The 18,874-nt window shown below is 65.4% G+C and carries 18 protein-coding genes; 9 read left to right on the top strand and 9 right to left on the bottom strand.

Annotated features, from left to right (window positions below):
• Positions 1 to 14 precede the first annotated feature (14 nt).
• Genes XH93_RS33250 through XH93_RS33220 form a run of 7 tightly spaced genes read right to left on the bottom strand, consistent with a single transcriptional unit; the run spans position 15 to position 7,808 of the window.
• Positions 15 to 542: a MarR family winged helix-turn-helix transcriptional regulator gene (locus XH93_RS33250; protein WP_194470702.1), complete on the bottom strand. Its 528-nt coding sequence runs from the start codon at positions 540 to 542 to the stop codon at positions 15 to 17.
• 20 nt (positions 543 to 562) lie between these two features.
• Positions 563 to 1,291 (bottom strand): SDR family NAD(P)-dependent oxidoreductase, encoded by a 729-nt coding sequence (locus XH93_RS33245; protein ID WP_194470701.1) that lies wholly within the window; start codon positions 1,289 to 1,291, stop codon positions 563 to 565.
• 9 nt (positions 1,292 to 1,300) lie between these two features.
• Positions 1,301 to 1,813 carry an aromatic-ring-hydroxylating dioxygenase subunit beta gene (locus XH93_RS33240; RefSeq protein WP_139864254.1) on the bottom strand — a complete coding sequence of 171 codons (513 nt, stop codon included), beginning with the start codon at positions 1,811 to 1,813 and terminating at the stop codon, positions 1,301 to 1,303.
• Between the two features lies 1 nt (position 1,814).
• Positions 1,815 to 3,128 (bottom strand): aromatic ring-hydroxylating dioxygenase subunit alpha, encoded by a 1,314-nt coding sequence (locus XH93_RS33235; RefSeq protein ID WP_194470700.1) that lies wholly within the window; start codon positions 3,126 to 3,128, stop codon positions 1,815 to 1,817.
• Positions 3,129 to 3,139: 11 nt separating this feature from the next.
• Positions 3,140 to 4,102: a PDR/VanB family oxidoreductase gene (locus XH93_RS33230; RefSeq protein ID WP_194470699.1), complete on the bottom strand. Its 963-nt coding sequence runs from the start codon at positions 4,100 to 4,102 to the stop codon at positions 3,140 to 3,142.
• Positions 4,103 to 4,104: 2 nt separating this feature from the next.
• A complete protein-coding gene (locus XH93_RS33225; protein WP_194470698.1) occupies positions 4,105 to 5,649 on the bottom strand; it encodes an indolepyruvate oxidoreductase subunit beta family protein in 1,545 nt (514 codons plus the stop codon).
• On the bottom strand, positions 5,646 to 7,808 hold the full coding sequence (locus XH93_RS33220; protein ID WP_194470697.1) for an indolepyruvate ferredoxin oxidoreductase subunit alpha: 2,163 nt from the start codon (positions 7,806 to 7,808) through the stop codon (positions 5,646 to 5,648). The genes XH93_RS33225 and XH93_RS33220 overlap by 4 nt, the downstream gene beginning before the upstream one ends.
• Between XH93_RS33220 and XH93_RS33215 the strand changes: the two genes are divergently transcribed.
• From XH93_RS33215 to XH93_RS33180, 8 genes are all read left to right on the top strand, one after another.
• The gene (locus XH93_RS33215; RefSeq protein WP_194470696.1) at positions 7,807 to 8,016 is read left to right on the top strand and encodes a hypothetical protein; all 210 of its coding nucleotides are present in this window, start codon (positions 7,807 to 7,809) and stop codon (positions 8,014 to 8,016) included. The genes XH93_RS33220 and XH93_RS33215 overlap by 2 nt on opposite strands.
• A gap of 74 nt (positions 8,017 to 8,090) precedes the next feature.
• Positions 8,091 to 9,266 carry an acyl-CoA dehydrogenase family protein gene (locus XH93_RS33210; RefSeq protein ID WP_194470695.1) on the top strand — a complete coding sequence of 392 codons (1,176 nt, stop codon included), beginning with the start codon at positions 8,091 to 8,093 and terminating at the stop codon, positions 9,264 to 9,266.
• Between the two features lie 56 nt (positions 9,267 to 9,322).
• Positions 9,323 to 10,447, top strand: a complete 1,125-nt coding sequence (locus tag XH93_RS33205; RefSeq protein ID WP_194470694.1) for a cupin domain-containing protein — start codon at positions 9,323 to 9,325, stop codon at positions 10,445 to 10,447.
• Positions 10,448 to 10,688: 241 nt separating this feature from the next.
• On the top strand, positions 10,689 to 11,600 hold the full coding sequence (locus tag XH93_RS33200) for a fumarylacetoacetate hydrolase family protein (protein WP_194470693.1): 912 nt from the start codon (positions 10,689 to 10,691) through the stop codon (positions 11,598 to 11,600).
• Positions 11,601 to 11,702: 102 nt separating this feature from the next.
• Complete coding sequence (locus tag XH93_RS33195; protein ID WP_194470692.1) at positions 11,703 to 12,350, top strand: flavin reductase family protein; 648 nt, start codon at positions 11,703 to 11,705, stop codon at positions 12,348 to 12,350.
• Between the two features lie 20 nt (positions 12,351 to 12,370).
• Positions 12,371 to 13,459 carry an NAD/NADP-dependent octopine/nopaline dehydrogenase family protein gene (locus XH93_RS33190; RefSeq protein WP_194470691.1) on the top strand — a complete coding sequence of 363 codons (1,089 nt, stop codon included), beginning with the start codon at positions 12,371 to 12,373 and terminating at the stop codon, positions 13,457 to 13,459.
• Positions 13,459 to 14,436: a 3-hydroxybutyryl-CoA dehydrogenase gene (locus tag XH93_RS33185; protein ID WP_194470690.1), complete on the top strand. Its 978-nt coding sequence runs from the start codon at positions 13,459 to 13,461 to the stop codon at positions 14,434 to 14,436. The genes XH93_RS33190 and XH93_RS33185 overlap by 1 nt, the downstream gene beginning before the upstream one ends.
• 379 nt (positions 14,437 to 14,815) lie before the next feature.
• Positions 14,816 to 15,697 carry a hypothetical protein gene (locus XH93_RS33180; RefSeq protein WP_194470689.1) on the top strand — a complete coding sequence of 294 codons (882 nt, stop codon included), beginning with the start codon at positions 14,816 to 14,818 and terminating at the stop codon, positions 15,695 to 15,697.
• Positions 15,698 to 15,788: 91 nt separating this feature from the next.
• Here the strand turns inward: XH93_RS33180 and XH93_RS33175 are convergent, their stop codons facing one another.
• Both XH93_RS33175 and XH93_RS43155 read right to left on the bottom strand, forming a co-directional pair.
• Positions 15,789 to 16,562: a maleate cis-trans isomerase gene (locus XH93_RS33175; RefSeq protein WP_194470688.1), complete on the bottom strand. Its 774-nt coding sequence runs from the start codon at positions 16,560 to 16,562 to the stop codon at positions 15,789 to 15,791.
• 177 nt (positions 16,563 to 16,739) lie between these two features.
• The gene (locus tag XH93_RS43155; protein ID WP_210340411.1) at positions 16,740 to 16,928 is read right to left on the bottom strand and encodes a class II aldolase/adducin family protein; all 189 of its coding nucleotides are present in this window, start codon (positions 16,926 to 16,928) and stop codon (positions 16,740 to 16,742) included.
• 912 nt (positions 16,929 to 17,840) lie between these two features.
• On the opposite strand from XH93_RS43155, the gene XH93_RS33165 reads away from it, so the two are divergent.
• Positions 17,841 to 18,035 carry a hypothetical protein gene (locus tag XH93_RS33165; protein ID WP_139485700.1) on the top strand — a complete coding sequence of 65 codons (195 nt, stop codon included), beginning with the start codon at positions 17,841 to 17,843 and terminating at the stop codon, positions 18,033 to 18,035.
• Positions 18,036 to 18,874: the final 839 nt, after the last annotated feature.

Genomic DNA, 18,874 nt, shown 5'->3' with positions numbered 1-18,874 from the left:
GGAGCGCAATGACGTCAGGCGTGCTTGTCGAGGCGGCGTTTCAGCAGCGTCAGATGTTGCAGCAGGTCGGATTGCGCGACGTGCGACAGCTCGCCGATCAGCGCGATCACCCACTCCTCGTGGCGGCGCGCCATCCGGCCGAATTCCTTGGCGCCGTCCTGCGACAGTCGCAGGCGGAAGGTGCGGCGATCCTCGGCATCGACCTCGCGATGGATCATGCCGTCGGCTTCCAGCTTCTGCACCAGCGCGGTGATGGCGCCGTTCGAGACCATCAGCAGGTCGGAAACTTCCGACATGCTGGCGCCCTCCGGCCTGCGCGCAAGCTGCGCCAAGAGGTCGAAGCGGGCCAGCGTGGTATTGAACTCCTTGCGCAGCCGCGCGTTCAGCGCCTTCTCGATCCGGGTCGCGCAGGCCAGCAGCCGCAGCCAGATCCGCAGCTCGAGATGGGCGCCGTCGGACTCCGGCGCGGGCTCGACCGGCCGCGGCGGCGCCGGGCGTGGGCTTTTCGCAGATCGGGCCTTGCGTTTGACCGTGGCATCCATGGTGCGCGTTCTCACCGCAGCTAAATCGAAATCGAGCCGATGCTGGCTCCGCCGCAGACATAGAGCGTCTGCCCGGTGATGAAGTCGGCATCCGGCGAACTGAAGAAACTGACCGCGCGCGCAACGTCGCTGGACTTGCCGAGCCGGCCGAGTGGGATCGACTGCGCCAGCTTGCGCGCCCGTTCCGATTCCGGCGACATCACGCTCTCGAACATCTCGGTATCGGCGATCGGACCCGGCGCCACCACATTGACGGTGATCCCGAACGGCGCGAGCTCCAGCGCCCAGGTCCGCGCCATGCCGATGATGCCGGCCTTGGTCGCCGAATAGACCGTGCGGGTGACGGCGCCGAGCGCGGCGCGCGACGACAGCAGCACGATGCGGCCGAACCGCGCCTGCTTCATACTTGGCAGCGCCGCCTGCGCCAGCGCGATGGCGGCGCCGAAATGCAGCTGCGCCAGCGCGCCGACGTCCTCGTCCTTGACTTCTTCCAGCAGGTTGGCGCGGATCGCGCCGGCATTGTGCACGACATGGGTGATCGCGGCCTTGGCTGCGATCTCCGCGGCCGCCTGGCGCGTCGCCGCCGCATCGAGCAGGTCGACCTCGCGCGAGGACAGCTTTGGATGGCTCCAGTCCGGCTTGCGCCGCGACAGCGAGATCACCTCATAACCCTCGGCGAGCAGGCCGCGCGCGATCGCCGCCCCGATGCCGGTGTTGCCGCCGCTGACGATTGCCGTGTAGTTGGCCACGCGTGGTCCTCACATGAAGAGCTGGATGTTGCCGAACGCCGCATCGCAGTTGATCAGGTCGACGCGCTTGAGCTTGATCTTCAGCCGGCCACCCTCGACGGCCAGATGATGCGTGGCCCAGGCCGCATAGAGCGTCTGCTCGTCCTGACGGGTCTCGATGTAATGCATCGGCGTCCAGGTGACGTAGCTGTTGGCGGCGGCATCGCGTGAATCCACTTGCGGCGTCTGCAGCACGTGATGGCAGCGGCTCTTCGGCTTCTGGCTGAAGGTGCGCGCGCCCTTGAGCCGTTCGACGCGGATCGACAGCAAGAGCTTGTCCTCATACATCAGCGAGCAGGTCAGCCGCGGATCGGTCTGGTTCCATTCCAGCGGCATCCAGTAGAAGGCGTCGTCGGCGTACAGATCGAGCCATTCGTCGAACCGCTGCTGGTCGATCAGCCGCGCCTCGCGCACGACGAAGTCGATCAGCTCCTGATCGGTGGGAACGGCATTCTTCAGCGGGGCATCGGCGACGACAGTCATCTCACATCCCCATCGTCATGAACTTTGTCCAGGCCCGGAACTGGTGGCGCATCGGCCACTCGCTGGTGCCGTTGATAGCGACATTGGTCTGGCCGGCCTCGTCGGGGCTGTAGAGCCGCTGCAGGTTGACCCACTCGTTGCCGTTCGAATGCAGGCCCTCCTGCGCGCGCTCGTACATTTCGAGATCGTCATGGCCGACGATCGACGTCGGCGCATTGATCAGGCGGTTGTACATCAGGGTGCGCTCGAGCAGCATGTCGGGCGCGTCGACCAACTGGAACGTCCAGGATTCCACCAGCGTCTTGTTGGCCGCGATCGGCTTGAACAGCCGCAAGAGCTGGATCGGCCCCTTGATCATGATGTTGGGGAAATACACCGTGTTGTGCCTGGCTTCGCCGAGGATCGCCTTGGCCCGCTCCTCGCCATAGGCCGCGGCCATCTTCTCGAAATAGCCGGGCACCGCCGAATAGTCGGAGTGGATCGAGTGGTGCACGCCGGTGTGGCCGTGGCCGTTGTCCCAGATCCTGATGCCCATGTTCTCGAAGAACTCGTACGGGCTCATGAAGGGCGCGATAATCTCGACCGCCATCGGCTTTTTGGTGCCGGGCGGAGCCTTCTTCCAGACCTCGACCACGGTGCCGGCCGAGGATTCGTGCGCCACCATCGGGTGGCAGGTGTCGGTCTGGTTCTCGACCAGCATCTTCCAATTGCAATTGTGCATGTAGCGCAGCACGCCGCCTGCGACCTTGAGCTGCCCGACGGGCGAGCGGTCGATCATGTTGTCGAAGCTCGACAGGCTGTCGCCAAAAAATTCCTCGAAGCCGAGGCCGCCGTCATTGATCTTGGCGAACACGAAGCCGCGGTAGTTGTGGACGTGGCGCACTGGCGTCATGCCGCGCGCCGCCTCGCTCTGCTCGAATCCGGTGTTCTCATAGCCCTTCTTCAAGGGGATCGCGAGCAGTGAGCCGTCGGTCTTGAAGCTCCAGGCATGATAGGGGCAGCGGAAGAATTTTCCGGTGTTGCCGCAGGTCTCCGAGGTGATGCGGGTGCCCTTGTGCGGACAGCGGTTGAACAGCACCCGCACCGTGCCGTCGGTGTGGCGGACCAAGAGCACCGGCTGGGTGCCGATCGTGGTGCCGAAATAGTCGCCGGCATTGGGCACCTGGCTGTCGTGGCCGACATAGACCCAGCTGTTCGGAAACAAGTGCTCCATCTCGAGCTGGAACACTTCCTCGCTGACATAGACGTCGCGGTGGACTTCCTGGTCGCGGACCAAAGCGCGGATCGCCGCCGAATTGCCGGCATATCGGGACATGCGTTCCTCCTTCACAGGTCGAGCACGAGTTTTGCGGTCTTCGCGCGCGAAACACAGATCTGCATCACCTTGTTCGACGCCTTCTCGCTGTCGCTCAGGATGTAATCGCGATGATCCGGGATGCCCTCAAGCACGGCGGTCTGGCAGATGCCACAATCGCCGCGCTTGCAGTCATGCATCGGGTCCTCGCCGGCCTCGATCAGCACGTCGAGAATGGTCTTGCCCGGGGGAATTGCGTAGATGCGGCCGGTGCTCTTGAGCTCGACCTCGAAGCTGCTGTCGCCGGATTTCTCCTCGGGCGCGCTGAAGATTTCGAAATGCAGCCGGCCCGGCGGCCAGTCCAGCCGCTTCGCCAGCGCGATCGCGGCCTCGATCATCGGCGGCGGTCCGCAGAGATAAAGCGGCACGTTCGCCGCAAGCCGCGTCATCAGGCCTTCGAGATCGAAGAAGCGTCCCGCCTCGTCGTCGGCGTGGATCGCCGCCCTGCCGCCGGTGAGCCGCTCGACCTCACTGAGGAAGGCCAGCTCAGTGCGGCTGCGGCCGGCGTAGTGGAACGCGAACGGCCGCTCTGCGGCGCCGAGCTCGCAGGCCATGGTGAGCAGCGGCGTGATGCCGATGCCGCCCGCGACCAGCACGATCTCGCCGGCGCCGGCATGCAGCGGAAAATTGTTCGCCGGCGGCGAGATGGTCAGGCGATCGCCGGCCTTGAGGCCGTGCATGTAGGTCGAGCCGCCCTGGCTCTTGCTTTCCTGCAGCACGGCGATGCGGTAGGAGGTCGGATGCTCGGTGGCGCGCGGCGAGGCCGTCTCGATCAGCGAATAGGAGCGGCGGCCGACATCGGGCAGATGAACGTCGATATGGGCGCCGGCGCTCCAGCCCGGCATCGGCGCAGCATTGGCGCGCGCCAGCACGAATTCGCTGATCCGCGGCGTCAGCGCCTCGACCTTCGACACCACGACTTCGAATTGATCCATCGTCAGGCGTCCTCGAACAGCGTTTCGACGGTGCGCAGCGCGCCGTCGAGCTCGGCGCCATCGGCGTCCTTCAGCGCGACCTTGGTCAGGCGCTGCACCCATTCGGCGGCGTCCTGCCGGCCGGCCAGGCGATCGGCCGCGCGCATCACCTTGTCGAACTTGGTTTCGCCGCGCGAATGCGTATCCGAATAGCCGCCGACCAGGCGGCGCGCCTCGCACACCGCAGTCGCCAGCGCGACATCCTGCGCCGCGAATTTGCGCACGCGCTGCGCCCAATCGTCGAGGTGGCGCATCTCGCGGGCGTGCCGCAGCGTGCCGCGACGGAAGCGGCGCAGCCCCGCGACGCAGTAGAGCAGCAGGAACGACGCCGGCGAAGTGGTGCGCAGCTTCCGGCCGCGGTCGATCAGCTTGGCAAGCCGTTCGCTGCGTTCGAGCTTTTCGCCGAGCCGCGGCGGCAGCAACCCCGCCATCTCCTCGATCCGCGGATGGAAGAATTCGGTGATGGCGAGCACCTGGTCGTCCGCAGCCCGCACCTCGCGGCGCACGCGGCCAAACCGTCCGGCGCGGGTCTTGAGATCGGCGACGCGGATCACATCGTCATAGGCCATCGCGACCGCGAGATATTTTGCGAAGGCTTGCAGCAGGCCAGTCGCATCGCGCGGCACGGCTTCCAGCCGGTCGAGATACTCGCGGCCATAGGCGACGTCCTGGAAATCGACCACGCGCTGCAGGCCGGCCGCGACGATGCCGTGCAGTTCGGCCGGCAGCTGCAGCGCCCGCCCAACCAGCGCGTCGTAGTCTGGATTGCCGATCGGCGCGAGTTTTGGATAACGCTTGCCGAGCGGCGGCTTTGGCGCGGGCTTGACCTTGGGATCCCGCTTCAGCTCGGCGACTGCGCGCTCGCGGCCCGCGGTGAAGGCGCGCAGGCTGGCATCGACGCCGACGCCGGCGGCGCGGATCGTGGCCTCGAAATCCTCGGTCGTGAAGGGCAGGGCGGCGGCGCCGGCCAGTGCACCGAACAGCACCGCGGAGACCGCGCTGCCGGTCGCGTCCGCGATCTCGGCCATGTCGAACGCGATGAAGCGGTTGGCGGCGACATTGGCGGCGTCATAGACCTGCGAGGCGTCGGCGGTGCCGTCGCCGGGCGCGGTCTTCTCGACCACCGCGAGCGAGCGGTGCGAGGAGCCGATCAACAGCGTGCGGTCGGGCGACACCAGCCCGCGCAGCATGGCGCGGCCGGCTTCCATCAGTTCGGCGCCGATCACGATGTCGACCTTGCCGGGCGCCGGCATCAGCGACAGCACGGGATGACGGTCCGGCCTGCTCGCGTCCGGCGCGATCATCTCGATGTAGTAGATCGTGGCCCCGGTGCGCTGGGCGACGCCGGGCACCGAGGTCGATTGCGCGTACCAGCCGCGCCGCTCGGCGAGCGCGACGATCCAATCGACCAGCACGCCGCCGCCCTGGCCGCCCATCGCGAGCACCGCGACGCTGATCGGACGGGCCTGGCTGAGGCCAGTGGAGATGGGCGCGACCGAGACGTTCATGCCGCCTCCTGCTCGAACATCACCCGCCGCCCGGCGCGCCAGCGCTGCAGCGCGCCGATCAACCGCCGCCACAGCCGGTCGAACCGGACTTCGAACGCGCTCGGGTTGGAGACGATGTCGGCGCGATAGAACGAGGGGCACAGCACGGCGGCATCCGCCACCTCGCCGCAATGGCCGCAGCCGACGCAGCTATTGTCGACGGCGGCGACCGGATTGTCCTTCAAGGGATCGCTGGTCGGCTTCACCGACAGCGACGGGCAGCCGGACAGGCGGATGCAGGCATGGTCGCCGGAACAGACGTCTTCGTCGACGCCAAAACGCTCGCGCACGATGCGCTCGCCGCGCTTGGCGGCGGCCGCCGCCAGCGGTTTTACGCGGCGCTGCTTGTTCAGCATACATTCGGAAGAGGCGACGATGATCTTCGGCCCCCTCTCCTCCGTGGTCAGCGCCTCGCGCAAGGTGTCGCGCATCCGCGTCACGTCGTAGGTGCGGTCGATCTGGCGCACCCATTTGGCGCCGACGCCCTTCACCGCCTCGACGATCGGATGCTTGGTCGAGCGCGAGCGGTTGTCGGCGCGCGAGGACGGGATGTCCTGGCCGCCGGTCGCCGCCGAATAGTAATTGTCGACCACGACGATGACGCCGTCGTGCTGGTTGAACACCGCGTTGCCGACGCCGCTGGTCAGCCCGTTGTGCCAGAAACCGCCGTCGCCCATCATCGCGATCGGGCGTTTGCCCGCCGGCACGTTGAAGGCCGAGGCGGACGCCGGGCCGAGCCCGTAGCCCATCGTGGTGGCGCCGATGTTGAACGGCGGCAGGATCGAGAACAAATGGCAGCCGATGTCGGCGGCAACATGGTGCGGGCCGAGCTCCTTTTCCACCAGCTTCATCGCGGAAAAGATCGGCCGCTCCGGACAGCCGGTGCAAAAGCCCGGCGGCCGCGGCGGCACCACGTCGGCGAGCGCGCGGATCTTGTCGTCGACCTCGACCCGGTCGATGTTCGGCGCGCGCGCGGCGTCCGGCAGCGCATCGGGACGCCAGCGGCGAATGAAGGCGCCGATCGCCTGGCCCATCACCTGCGCGGTGTATTCGCCGGCCATCGGAAACAGGTCCTTGCCGTGCAGCTTGGCCGGAATGTCGGCGTTGCGCAGGATCTTGTGCAGCGCCTGCTCGATGAATTCGGGCTGGCCCTCCTCGACCATCAGCACCGCCTTCTTGCCGCGGCAGAACTCGATCACCTCGGCATCGACGATCGGGTAGGTCACGTTCATCACGTAGAGCGGAATCCGCGTCTCGCCCCAGACGTCGGCAAGCCCAGCCTCGCGCAGCGCGGTGATGACGCCGTTATACATGCCGCCCTGCATGATGATGCCGATATCGTCGATGTCGCCGCTGAACGTCTCGTTCATGCCGCGGGCGCGGATGAACTCGACCGCCGCGGGCCAGCGCTTCTCGATCTTCTCCTTCTCGTGCAGGTACGAAGCCGGCGGCAGCACGATCCGGTTGGTGTCGCGCGACGGCTGCTCCAGCGCACGGGACAGCGGAAACGACGGACGGACATTGTCACGGGTGGCGAAGCGGCCGTGGACATGGCAGGCGCGAATCCGCACCTCCAGCATCACGGGCGTATTCGAGGCCTCCGACAGGTCGAAGGAATCCCGCACCGCCTTGACGATCGAGGCGACGTCCGGCCGCGGATCGACCAGCCAGAGCTGCGACTTCATCGCAAAGGCGTGCGAACGCTCCTGCATGATGGAGGAGCCTTCGCCGTAATCCTCGCCGATGATGATCAGCGCGCCGCCGGTGACGCCGCCCGAGGTGAGGTTGGCGAGCGCGTCGGAGGCGACATTGATGCCGACCGGGGCCTTGAAGGTCACCGCGCCGCGCACCGGATACATCACGGAAGCGGCGAGCGTCGCCGCCGCGGTCGCCTCGCTGGCGCTGGTCTCGAAATGCACGCCGAGGTCGGACAGGATATCCTGCGCGTCCGACAGCACGTCCATCAGATGCGAGATCGGCGCGCCCTGGTAGCCGGCGACATAGCTGACGCCGCATTCGAGCAGCGCTTTTGTGATAGCGAGGATGCCTTCGCCGCGAAATTCCTGGCCGGCGCCGAGCTTGAGGTCTTCCACCTCGCGCGCGAAAGAGCGTTCTGCCATGCTCGTCTCCCTCGGGCCTTCCAAGGTGTTCCGCACGGTGATCCGCGCGACCGGATTTAATTTTAGACATCAAACAAAAATGATGTCAATCGGAGTCGCTGCTTTCGCCGCGGGAAGCCGCGACGCATCGTTTTGTGTGCATCTTCGAGCCTGTTTCATAGGCTTTGTGCAGGGCGCTGCGGCTTTGCCGTTCGCCCGGATCGCTTGACAAGATATTTTAACAGTGAAACATTATTGGCGCGCGGTCCGCTTGGCGGCGTGCGGCCTTTGCGGGAGATACACATGACCCCGGTTTCGCACTTACGCGGGCCGTCGCGCGAGCATCTCGCGTGGCCCTTCTTCGAGTCCCGCCACAGCGATTATGCCGCCGCGCTCGACGCGTTTGCCGCCGATCTCGGCGATACCCATGGCCACGATGTCGACGGAACCTGCCGCGCGCTGGTGCGCCAGCTTGGCGCCGCGGGGCTGCTCGAGGCCTCGGTCGCCGGCGACCGCATGGACGCGGTGATCGATTCCCGCCTGATCTGCATCGCCCGCGAGACGCTGGCCTGGCACAGCGGGCTTGCCGATTTCGCCTTCGCGATGCAAGGACTTGGCACCGGCGCGGTGGCGATCGCGGGCTCGCCCGAGCTGCGCGCGCTGGTGCTGCCGAAGGCGCGGCGCGGCGAATGGGTCGCCGCCTTCGCGCTGTCGGAGAAGGAAGCCGGTTCCGACGTCGCCGCGATGACCTGCAGCGCCAGGCGCGAGGGCGACCACTACATCCTCGACGGCGAGAAGACCTGGATCTCCAACGGCGGCATCGCCGATGTCTACACGCTGTTCGCGCGCACCGGCGAGGCGCCGGGCGCACGCGGCATTTCCGCCTTCGTGGTGCTGCCGGACGATCCCGGCTTTTCGATCGCCGAGCGCATCGATGTGATGGCGCCGCACCCGTTGGCGACGCTGCGTTTCGAGAACTGCCGGATTCCGGCGGCGCGGCTGCTCGGTTCGCCCGGCGAAGGTTTCAAGATCGCGATGCGCACGCTCGATATCTTCCGCGCCTCGGTCGCGGCCGCAGCACTTGGGTTTGCCCGCCGCGCGCTCGACGAGGCGACCGCGCATGCCGGGAGCCGGCGGATGTTCGGCGGCGTGCTCGGCGATCAGCAATTGACCCAGGCCGCGCTCGGCGAGATGGCCGCCGGCGTCGATGCCAGCGCGCTCTTGACCTATCGCGCGGCATGGCGGCGCGACGTGCAGAAGGCGTCGACGACGCGCGAGGCGGCGATGGCCAAGATGGTCGCGACCGAGACCGCGCAGTCGGTGATCGACCGCGCGGTGCAGATGTTCGGCGGCCGCGGCGTGCGCTCGGGCGAGATCGTCGAGCAGCTCTATCGCGAGATCCGCGCCCTGCGCATCTATGAAGGCGCGACCGAGGTCCAGAAGCTGATCATCGGGCGCGATGTCCTGAAAGGCACCTGATCGAACAGCGACCAACGACGGGGGCGCCAGGCAAGGCGCCAGGATGGGAGGGCGAGATGGCAACAAGGCGTGAGAACCATCGCGAAGACGTCGCCGGCCGGGCCAATGTCGAGGATACGCCCGAGCTGCTCGCCTATTACGACGAGCTGGAGCGGCTGGAAACCGGCGCGCTCTGGACGGTCGCCAACAAGATCGAGCCGTGGCAGCCGAAATCGTCGTCGGTCCCGGTGGTGTGGCGTTACGAGGATCTGCGCGCGCATGTGCTGCGCTCGGTCGAACTGGTGTCGCCCGAGAAGGCCGGCCGCCGCGTCATCTATCTGAACAATCCCGGCCGCCGCGAACACGCCGCCGCGGTCGGCTGGCTGTATTCCGGATTACAGGTGATGCACCCCGGCGAGGTCGCCTCCGCCCACGCCCATTCGGCGTCCGCGCTGCGCTTCATCATGGAGGGCGAGGGCGCCTACACCATCGTCGACGGCCACAAGATGACGCTCGGCGCCAACGATTTCGTGCTGACCCCGAACGGCACCTGGCACGAGCACGGCGTCGCCGGCGACGGCACGCCCTGCATCTGGCAGGACGGCCTCGACATTCCCCTGGTCAACGCGCTCGAAGCCAATTTCTACGTGGTGCATCCCGAGCTGCAGCAGCGCGTCGGCTATCCCGTCGACGACATGACGCAGACCTGGGGCAATCCCGGCCTGCGCCCGGCGGGGAGCGAATGGTCCAAGGGATACTCGCCGCTCTTGAAATACGAGTGGGGGCCGACCTACGAGGCCTTGCTGCGCTATGCCAAGGCCACCGACGGCTCGCCCTATGACGGCGTGCTGATGAACTACGTCAACCCGGTGACCGGCGGCCCGGTGATGCAGACCATCGGCGCCTCGATGCAGATGCTGCGGGCGGGCGAGAGCACCCGCGCGCATCGCCACACCGGCAGCTTCATCTACCAGGTCGCGAAGGGCCGCGGCCACTCGATCATCGACGGCAAGCGCTTCGACTGGAAGGAGCGCGACATCTTTTGCGTGCCGTCCTGGGCCTGGCACGAGCACGTCAATGCTTCCGCCAGCGAGGATGCCTGCCTGTTCACCTTCAACGACCTGCCGGTGATGCACGCGCTCGGGCTCTATCGCGAAGAAGCTTTTGGCGACAACGGCGGTCGTCAGCCGCTCGTGTCGTAGCAACGCGATGACCGTACTTCGAATCGAGCGGCATACTCTGCTTCACCTCGCCCCGCTTGCGGGGAGAGGTCGGAATGCATCGCGAGATGCATTCCGGGTGAGGGGGAGCCTCCGCGAATCCCGCTGTCACCGTCTATGCGGAAGCAGCCCCTCACCCCGACCCTCTCCCCGTAAGAACGGGGAGAGGGAGCATAGCGCCGTCGCCATTCGATCCAACCTCATCCCGCTCTAGGAGAGCCCCGTGCGTCTTGTCACCTATCGCAGCACGGTCGAGGCTGCAGCCCGTCTTGGCGCCGTCGTCGACGATCTCGTGGTCGACGTCGAGAAGGCCGGCCAGCATGCCGGGGTTTTGCTCCCGTCATCGATGCAGGAGTTCATCGATCTCGGCCCGCAGGCACCGGCGGCGCTGAAGGCGATCCTGAACGAGGGCCGGGAGCGCTGGCCGGTCGGCGCCGCGCTGCCGCTTGCCAACGTCCGCCTGCTCGCGCCGATCCCGCGTCCGCGCAAGAACATTTTTGGTATCGGCCTGAACTATGTCGAGCACGTCGCGGAATCCTCGCGCGCGCTCGACACCGCCCGCGACCTGCCGAAGCAACCTGTGATCTTCTCAAAGCCGCCGACCAGCGTGATCGGACCGGATGAAGCGATCCATCACGACCGCAAGATCACCCAGCAGCTCGATTGGGAGGTCGAGCTTGCCGTCGTGATCGGGCGGACCGCGCGACGGATCGCGGAGGCCGACGCGCTTGCGTACGTGTTCGGCTACAGCGTCATGATCGACGTCAGCGCCCGCGACAATCGCCGCGCCGGCCAGTGGATCTACTCCAAGGGCCAGGACACCTACGCGCCGTTCGGGCCGTGCATTGTCACCGCGGACGAGATCGGCGATCCGCACGCGCTCGATCTCTGGCTGACGGTGAACGGCGTCGAGAAGCAGCGCTCCAACACCCGCCACATGCTGTTCAAGGTGCCGCATCTGATTGCCGACATTTCGGCCGCGATCACCCTCGAGCCGGGCGACATCATCGCGACCGGCACGCCCGAAGGCGTCGGCGCCGGCCGCAATCCGCAGGAATGGCTGTGGCCGGGCGACGTGGTGGAGGCGGAAGTCGCCGGCATCGGCCGGATCCGTCACCCGGTGGTCGCGATCTGAGCATGATCCGGAAAAGTGTGATGCGGTTTTCCGAAAAGATCATGCTCAAACAAGGAGCTAAAGCGCGATGAAGATGCACTCATCGCGCTTTAGGCGCGCGCCATGATCTTCGACATGGAGACGCTGGAGGCGCAGAACCGCTACAAGATCCTCACCGCGACGGTGACGCCGCGGCCGATCGCCTGGATCACCACGCTGTCCGCGACCGGCGTAATCAACGCGGCGCCGTTCAGCTTCTTCAACGTGATGGGGCATGAGCCGCCGACGGTCGCGATCGGCCTGTTGGCGGGCACCGGGCGCTTCAAGGACACCGCCGCCAACATCCTCGACACCGGGGAATTCGTCGTCAACCTCGTCGCCGAGCGCAACGCCGAGGCGATGAACATCACCTGCATCGACGCGCCGCCCGAAATCGACGAGCTCGAGCTCGCCGGTCTCACGCCCGCACCCTCGCAGGCGGTGCGCCCGCCGCGCATCGCGGAATCGCCGGTGTCGTTCGAATGCCGGGTGCTCTCCTCGCTGGTGACGGGGCCGCGGCAGACCGCGGTGATCGGCCGCGTGGTCCGCGCCCACGTCGATGATGCGATCATCCTCGACAGGGAGCGCTGCCACATCGACACCGAGGCGTTGCATCTGATCGCGCGTATGCACGGCAGCGGCTGGTATGCGCGCTCCCGCGATCTGTTCCAGATCGATCGGCCGACCTGGGCGGCCTGGCAGGACACCAACGGCAAGACGAAGCCGGCATAATCGTTGAAGCGGAGGACATCTTGAAGATCGCAGTGTTGGGTGGAGGCAATGGTTCGTTCGCGGCAGCTGGCGACCTCACGTTGGCCGGCCACGAGGTCAGGCTGTGGCGGCGCAATCCGGCTGATGTCGAGGCGCATCGGGCCGCGGGCGGCACCATCACCGTCATCGACCGCGCCGGCCGCCGCGAGGCAAGGCTCGCGGCCATCACGTCGTCGATTGCGGACGCGCTCGACGCCGCCGACCTGATCCTGTGTCCGGCGCCGGCCTTCGCGCAGCCGGCCATTGCCGAACTGGCCGCGCCGCATCTGCGCGACGGCCAGGTCGTGTTCCTGCCGCCGGGCACGTTCGGCTCCTACATCTTCGCCCGCGCCGCGCGCGATGCCGGCAATCGCGCGGAGATCGCGACCGCCGAGACTGGGACCTTGCCGTGGCTGGCGCGCAAGCAGGGGCCTTACGCGGTTCGCATCTCGGGCCGCGGCGCGCGGCTGCCGACCGGCGTGTTTCCGTCGCGGCGCGCCCGCCATGCGCTCGGCGTGATCGCAAACGCGTTTCCCAACGCCATCGAGCCGTGCGGCGATGCGCTGTCGGGGGCGCTGATGAATGCCGGGCCGATCATCCATCCGCCGCTGATCACGATGAACGCCGGCCCGATCGAGCACTTTGCCAAATGGGACATCCACAAGGAGGGCACGCAGCCGGCGATCCGCCGCGTCACCGACGCGCTTGATGCCGAGCGCATCGCGATCCGCGAGGCGCTCGGCTACCGCGGTCCGCATTTCCCGCTGGCCGACCATTATTCGCGCGACGGCGAGCCGTGGATGTATGCGCGCGACGCGCGCGAGCAGCTCACGGATTCCGGCGACTGGTCGGAGCGCCTGGTCCTGGTCGAGCACCGCTACATGCTGGAGGATCTGCGCCTCGGCCTGTCGTTCCTGGCATCGGTCGGCGATCTCGCCGGCGTGCAAACGCCGCTGGTCAAGGCGTTCCTCGCGATCGGCGCCGCGATCACGGCTGAGGATTTCGCGGTGACGGGGCGCAGCCTGTCCACGCTCGGCCTCGGCGATCTCGACCGGGCCGGCCTGCAACACCTGCTGGCCGAGGGCTTTTGATGCGGCCGGTCATTGGATGTCTCGGCGCCGGCCGCATGGGGCGCGGCATTGCGGTCGTGTTCGCGTTCGCCGGCCACCAGGTGGTCGTGATCGACTTCAAGGAGCGTGAGGCCGCGGCGTTCGAGGCGCTGGCCGCCGAGGCGAGGGCGGAAATCCGCTCCACGCTGGAAATCCTCTCGCGCATCGATCTGCTGGCGCCGGAGCTCGTCGCCACCATTGCCGAGAGGATCGCGATCGTGCCGCGGCAGCAGGCGGCCGCGGCGCTGCCGCGCTGCGACGTCATCTTCGAAGGCATGCCCGAAATCCTCGGCCTGAAGCAGACGGCGCTGGCCGAGGCCTCGCGGCTCGCCGGCGAGCGGCCGATCATCGCCTCGACCACCTCGACGATCCTGGTCGACGATCTCGCCGGCGCGATCGAACATCCCGGCCGCTTCCTCAACGCGCACTGGCTCAATCCGGCCTATCTGGTGCCGCTGATCGAGCTATCGCCCGGCAAGCTCACCGTTTCAGAGACCACGGCGCGGATGAAGGCGCTGCTCGAAGGCATCGGCAAGGTGCCGGTGGTCTGCGCGCCGCGGCCCGGCTTCATCGTGCCGCGCATCCAGTCGCTGGCGATGAACGAGGCCGCCCGCCTGGTCGAGGAGGGCGTGGCGTCGGCTGAAGATATCGACAAGGCTGTGATCTACGGCTTCGGCTTCCGCTTTGCGGTGCTCGGCCTGCTCGAATTCATCGATTGGGGCGGCGGCGACATCCTGCACCACGCCAGCCGCTACCTGGTCGACGCGCTCGGCGACAGCCGCTACGCCGCGCCGGAGATCATCGAAGCGAACATGCGCGAAGGCCGCATCGGCATGAAGACCGGGCAGGGTTTTATGAACTATGACGGCGTCGACCAGGCCGCCTACCGCGAAAAACGCCTCGCCGCCTTTGCCGCGGCGTTGCGGGCGATGGGGCTTGCGCGCGACCCCGTCGCGTAACGTGCGGCTGGTTCGCATCACCGGGCTCACTTCGCCTCTCCCGCTTGCGGGGGAGGCCGACGCGCATCGTGAGATGCGTGGCGGGTGGGGGTGTGTCCACGGTGGGATTCGCAATGCGGAGACACCCCCACCCCGCCCTCCCCCGCAAGCGGGAGAGGGAGCCCACCGCCAATGCCTGCATCACTCCAATCCCGCATATGCGATTGCACTGGGTCAGGCCCGGGCCAGTATCCCACTGCATTATCAAGAGAGTTCAAGCGCGCTATCATCATCTGGCCATTCTTTGGACAAGACTGACGGGAGTGCTGGGGGCTGATCGACCCGAATGGATAGCCGGCTTGGCACTCTTGGGTGACATTGGACGGAAAGGGAAACGCCAGTGAACTCCACACCCACTCCGAACCCCGTTGAATCGAACGACAGCCTGACCGCGCGCGCCGACGAAAGACTGGCGGAAGCCCACAAGCAGATCACGCGCGCCGATCAAGAGCTCACCCGTTTGAGTGAACAGCTGGCCAGAATGGAGCGCGAAGCCGCGTCCCCGCCTTCGGCGCCACCTGGTCCGCCTGCGATCGGGCCTGACCCTGCTTCTTCCGGGCCGAGCCCCGCCTCTTCCGGAACCGGTTCGCAATCACCTCCCGGAAGGCCGGTGCTCCGAGCCCTCGTCGGCTTGTCGCTGGCAGCGTGTATCGTTGTCGCTGCCCTGGCTTACCAGTCGTCTTATGGTGAGGGAGCCAAGCTGGTTGCGGCACGTTGGGTGCCGCAACTCGTCTCAACTCCGTCATTGCCGCCTGCTGATCCGCCGCCTGCGGCGCAGCCCGCTCCAGCCGCCGTTCAGGTCGCCGCGGCGGACGCCGCTCCGCCCCAGGCGACGCCCGCGCCTCAGACCGCACCGCCTCAGACTGCACCACCTCAGGCCGCACCGCCGCGGGACGCCGCGCCGGCAGCTAACGCAGCCGGTCCCGATCAGGCGCAACTGCTGCAAACGATCGCGCGCGACCTCGCAAATGTGCAGCGGAATATCGAACAGCTCAAGGCGGACCAGCAACAACTGGCCCGCGAGAGCGCCAAAGCCATCGAGGAGCTCAAGGCGAGCCAGGAAGAAACGAAACGGGCGCTCGCGAAGGTCTCCGAGCCGAAGGCGTTAGCGCCTCCGCCGCGCCCGACTCCCACCGTCCGCAAGCCCGAGCGGACGTCTCCGCCGCCCTACGCAAGACTGCCGCCTCGAATCCCGAGGGAGTGGCTCTACGACGATTGGTGACCATCGACGCAGTGAGTAGCCCGCATGAGCGAAGCGATTGCGGGAGTTCGTGACCCCGCATATCGCTTCGCTCAAGCGGGCTACGCTTGCTTCAACGCGGCAAATCAAGTTCGAATATTCGACCGTAGTTGATAACCGATGCTCGCGTACCGGAATGGCGCAGCGCACTCCAAAACGAGACCTGGTTCGCGGTCAAAACCGGTCGGTTGAGATTATCCTCCAGCGCTTTGATGACTCCAATGGCCCGAAAACCGTTGCCCCCGACGAAAATGGCGTCGGCACTGTCGGGCACGTGGGAACTGACCCAGTCGTAGAGCTGTTCTGGCTGAATAGCCTGTTGATCTGATGGCAGCCCTGCCGGTCCACTGGACACGACTTCAAACCCGCTGTCCTGAAAATACTTGACGCCCTGCCGATCCATTCCATCCGAGAACCATGGTGGGCTTATGAGCGCAATCCGCTTCGCGTTGAGCGCAGTCAACGCGACAGCAGCCGCCGCACAGGGGACGACCACCGGGATGCCCCGCGTGCGGCCCTCCAGACGAGATTTTAGCGCCGCGTCATCGGCCGCGCCGCGAACAAAACTGCTGCTCGTGAAGCCAAAGACAATCGCGTGCAATGGGGCCATCGCCAGCATTTCGGCGGCTTCATCTACCGAAGGTGGATCGACAATGGCGCGCACGGGATCGCTGGCAATTGTCGGGTCCATCACGCCGCCGGGCTTGTAGCCACCAAACGGGATGCGCGCGGCATGAATTGAAACTCCTTCAGGAGCCAGCGCGCTGAATTCGATTTCCGGAACTATGTCGGCATGCGGAGTAAGAATGCCGATCCTCGTCCGACTCCACCCGTCAGGTTGCCACATGGCTGTTTCACCCGGTTGCCCGCTGAAAATAGCTGAGTTTGGCACATTCGTCGATCCGCCATGGCCGCTACGGGTTCAATAGCCGCCCTTGGTGGCTGAATCGAACAGCCAGCAGCCCGCATGAGGGAAGCGATATGCGGGAGTTCGTGACCCCGCATATCGCTCCGCTCATGCGGGCTACGCTTGCTGTTGCGAGATCGGCAACGGGCCGCTTTTCTGCGCAGACACCGCGACACCATTGGGCGTATGCGTGTGCATCACGCACAGCGCATCCTCGCGCGCAGGCCGCCAACTGTGGCGGCCCTCGCGACGACAGGTGAATGGGTCGGTGCCGAGCGGTGCCGACCACTCTGCAACGTCGAACATTGGCGACCTTACATGCGACCTCTACAAGTCTCGCGATACCTACGGCAATTTCCTTCGCCTCGTTCGCCCAACTCGTTCTTGTAGAGGCAGGCTTGTCTCAGTTCGCCGCACACATCCCTCCGAACTGGTCTTTGGCAAGTCTCCCGGTATCTGCGGCAATTTCCTTCGCCCCGCTCCCCTAACATGTCCTTGTTTTCGCAGGCACGCCGCAATTCCTCGCATTGCCCACCCCCTCGACCGTCGTACACTCGGACGCCTCCCGGTCCAAACTCAATGGATTGGGAAAAGGCGGAGATCGGAATTACGAAAAGAGCAGTTGCTGCTGCGGCGCCGAACGCATACTTGCGCATAGCCGAAATAAGAAACTTCCTCATAGCGTCTCCTCCATTGTGCGTAGATTACGGAGCGGCGTGGTGTCGGATCCCGACTCGGAACTACGTTTATGTGTTCACTAACTTTCGGTTCCTGGACGGAGACCTTAAAAGGTTGATGTGAACCCCAGCCGAACGGGCAATTCAGAGACTGTTTATTTCGAGCTTACTTCAGGTTCGGGTCACGAGCCGACCACGGCGACCAGTTGACCATGGCCGGCGTCCCTCCTGAAAGCGGAAATCGCAACCTTCTCAGAAAAAGGTCGGGTACGGGCCACAAGCGGAAGTCAGGGCGACACGTCCGGCGCAGCTTTCAGGTGCGGCCGTCGGATAGCCAACTTTCGGTCGTGTGGACGATCAGAACGTGGGTATGAAGACCAAGCAGGGAAAGGCAGCGCATCGTTGCATATTACTTCGTCACACCGCCTTCTCCTTGTTCAAACAGCGAACTGCTTTGATGATACTTTGAGCTTTCTCTACATTGCCTTCGCGAGCAGCGCACTTAACATGGTCCTTGTTGCATCACACCTCTGGAGATTTCATGAAATACATAGCCATTATCGCAGCCGGAGCAGCGCTCGCAGTAGTCGTCACGACACCGGCACTTGCAGGAAGAGCGACGGAGAACCCCGAGTGGCTAAAGAGACAGAAGGCTTGCAAGAAGGAAGCTTCCGCGCAGGGCCTTCACCTCTCGAAGAAGCGCGCGTATGTCAAAGAGTGCATGGCTAAAGGCTAGAGCGTTTTCGAGCGAAGTGGATACCGGTTCGCGTGAAGAAAACGCGTCAAAACAAGAATCTAGAGCTCCGTTCCGATTCCATCGGAACGGAAACAGCTCTAGTACTTGCCAGCTAGATTGCATCAAGACCCCGCTTCGGCGGGGTTTTTCTCGTTTGGTCACGTGCCAGTTCGTTGACCAGCTTCGGGACATAAGCCGCCGATGACGGCGAACTGGGCGACTTCCGCTTTATGAATGGAAGCCGCCGTTTATGAGCAAACGCCCCAGCAGCCAGTAGCCCGCATGAGCAAAGCGATATGCGTGAGTTGGTGACCCCGCATATCGCTTCGCTCATGCGGGCTACGCTTGCTATGGGACTTCCGGTTCATCTTGAAGAGCCGACGTTCCCGATGGTCATGCGGAACGTCCGCTATGGGCCAACAGCGGAAGTCGTCCTTCGACAACCGAGCGTGCACGGAGAGACGGCCTACCGAAGTTCGATCGACGCCCAGATTGCCCCTGTGAAAATGGCTCCGCAGATCAGAAAAATCGCGATGGGTCTTCCTCGCCACGCATTGAAACGTGCTCGGTGATTTAAGGTCCAAATGCTGTAGCCCGACGCTCGCAGTCGTTTAAAAAACAGAACATAGCCATACACTGCGCCGCACCAAGCGAGAACTGAGACGATGCCCAAACCGGTCTTCATGGGTTATGCCGATCCATCGCGAAGGTGCGCTCGGTTGAATAAGGCAAACACATCTACTTTAAGTGCCGCCAAACGCTCAACCTTGAATTAAAGAAGCGGCGCGAGGTCGGCTTTGGGTCAAAAGCCGACCTCGGCGGGCCTGCTGGATCTTGTC

This window comes from Bradyrhizobium sp. CCBAU 51753, assembly GCF_015291565.1.
Lineage (GTDB): Bacteria > Pseudomonadota > Alphaproteobacteria > Rhizobiales > Xanthobacteraceae > Bradyrhizobium > Bradyrhizobium ivorense.
The sequence above is the reverse complement of the archived record's forward strand: the minus strand, read 5'-3'. Positions and strand labels throughout refer to the sequence as shown.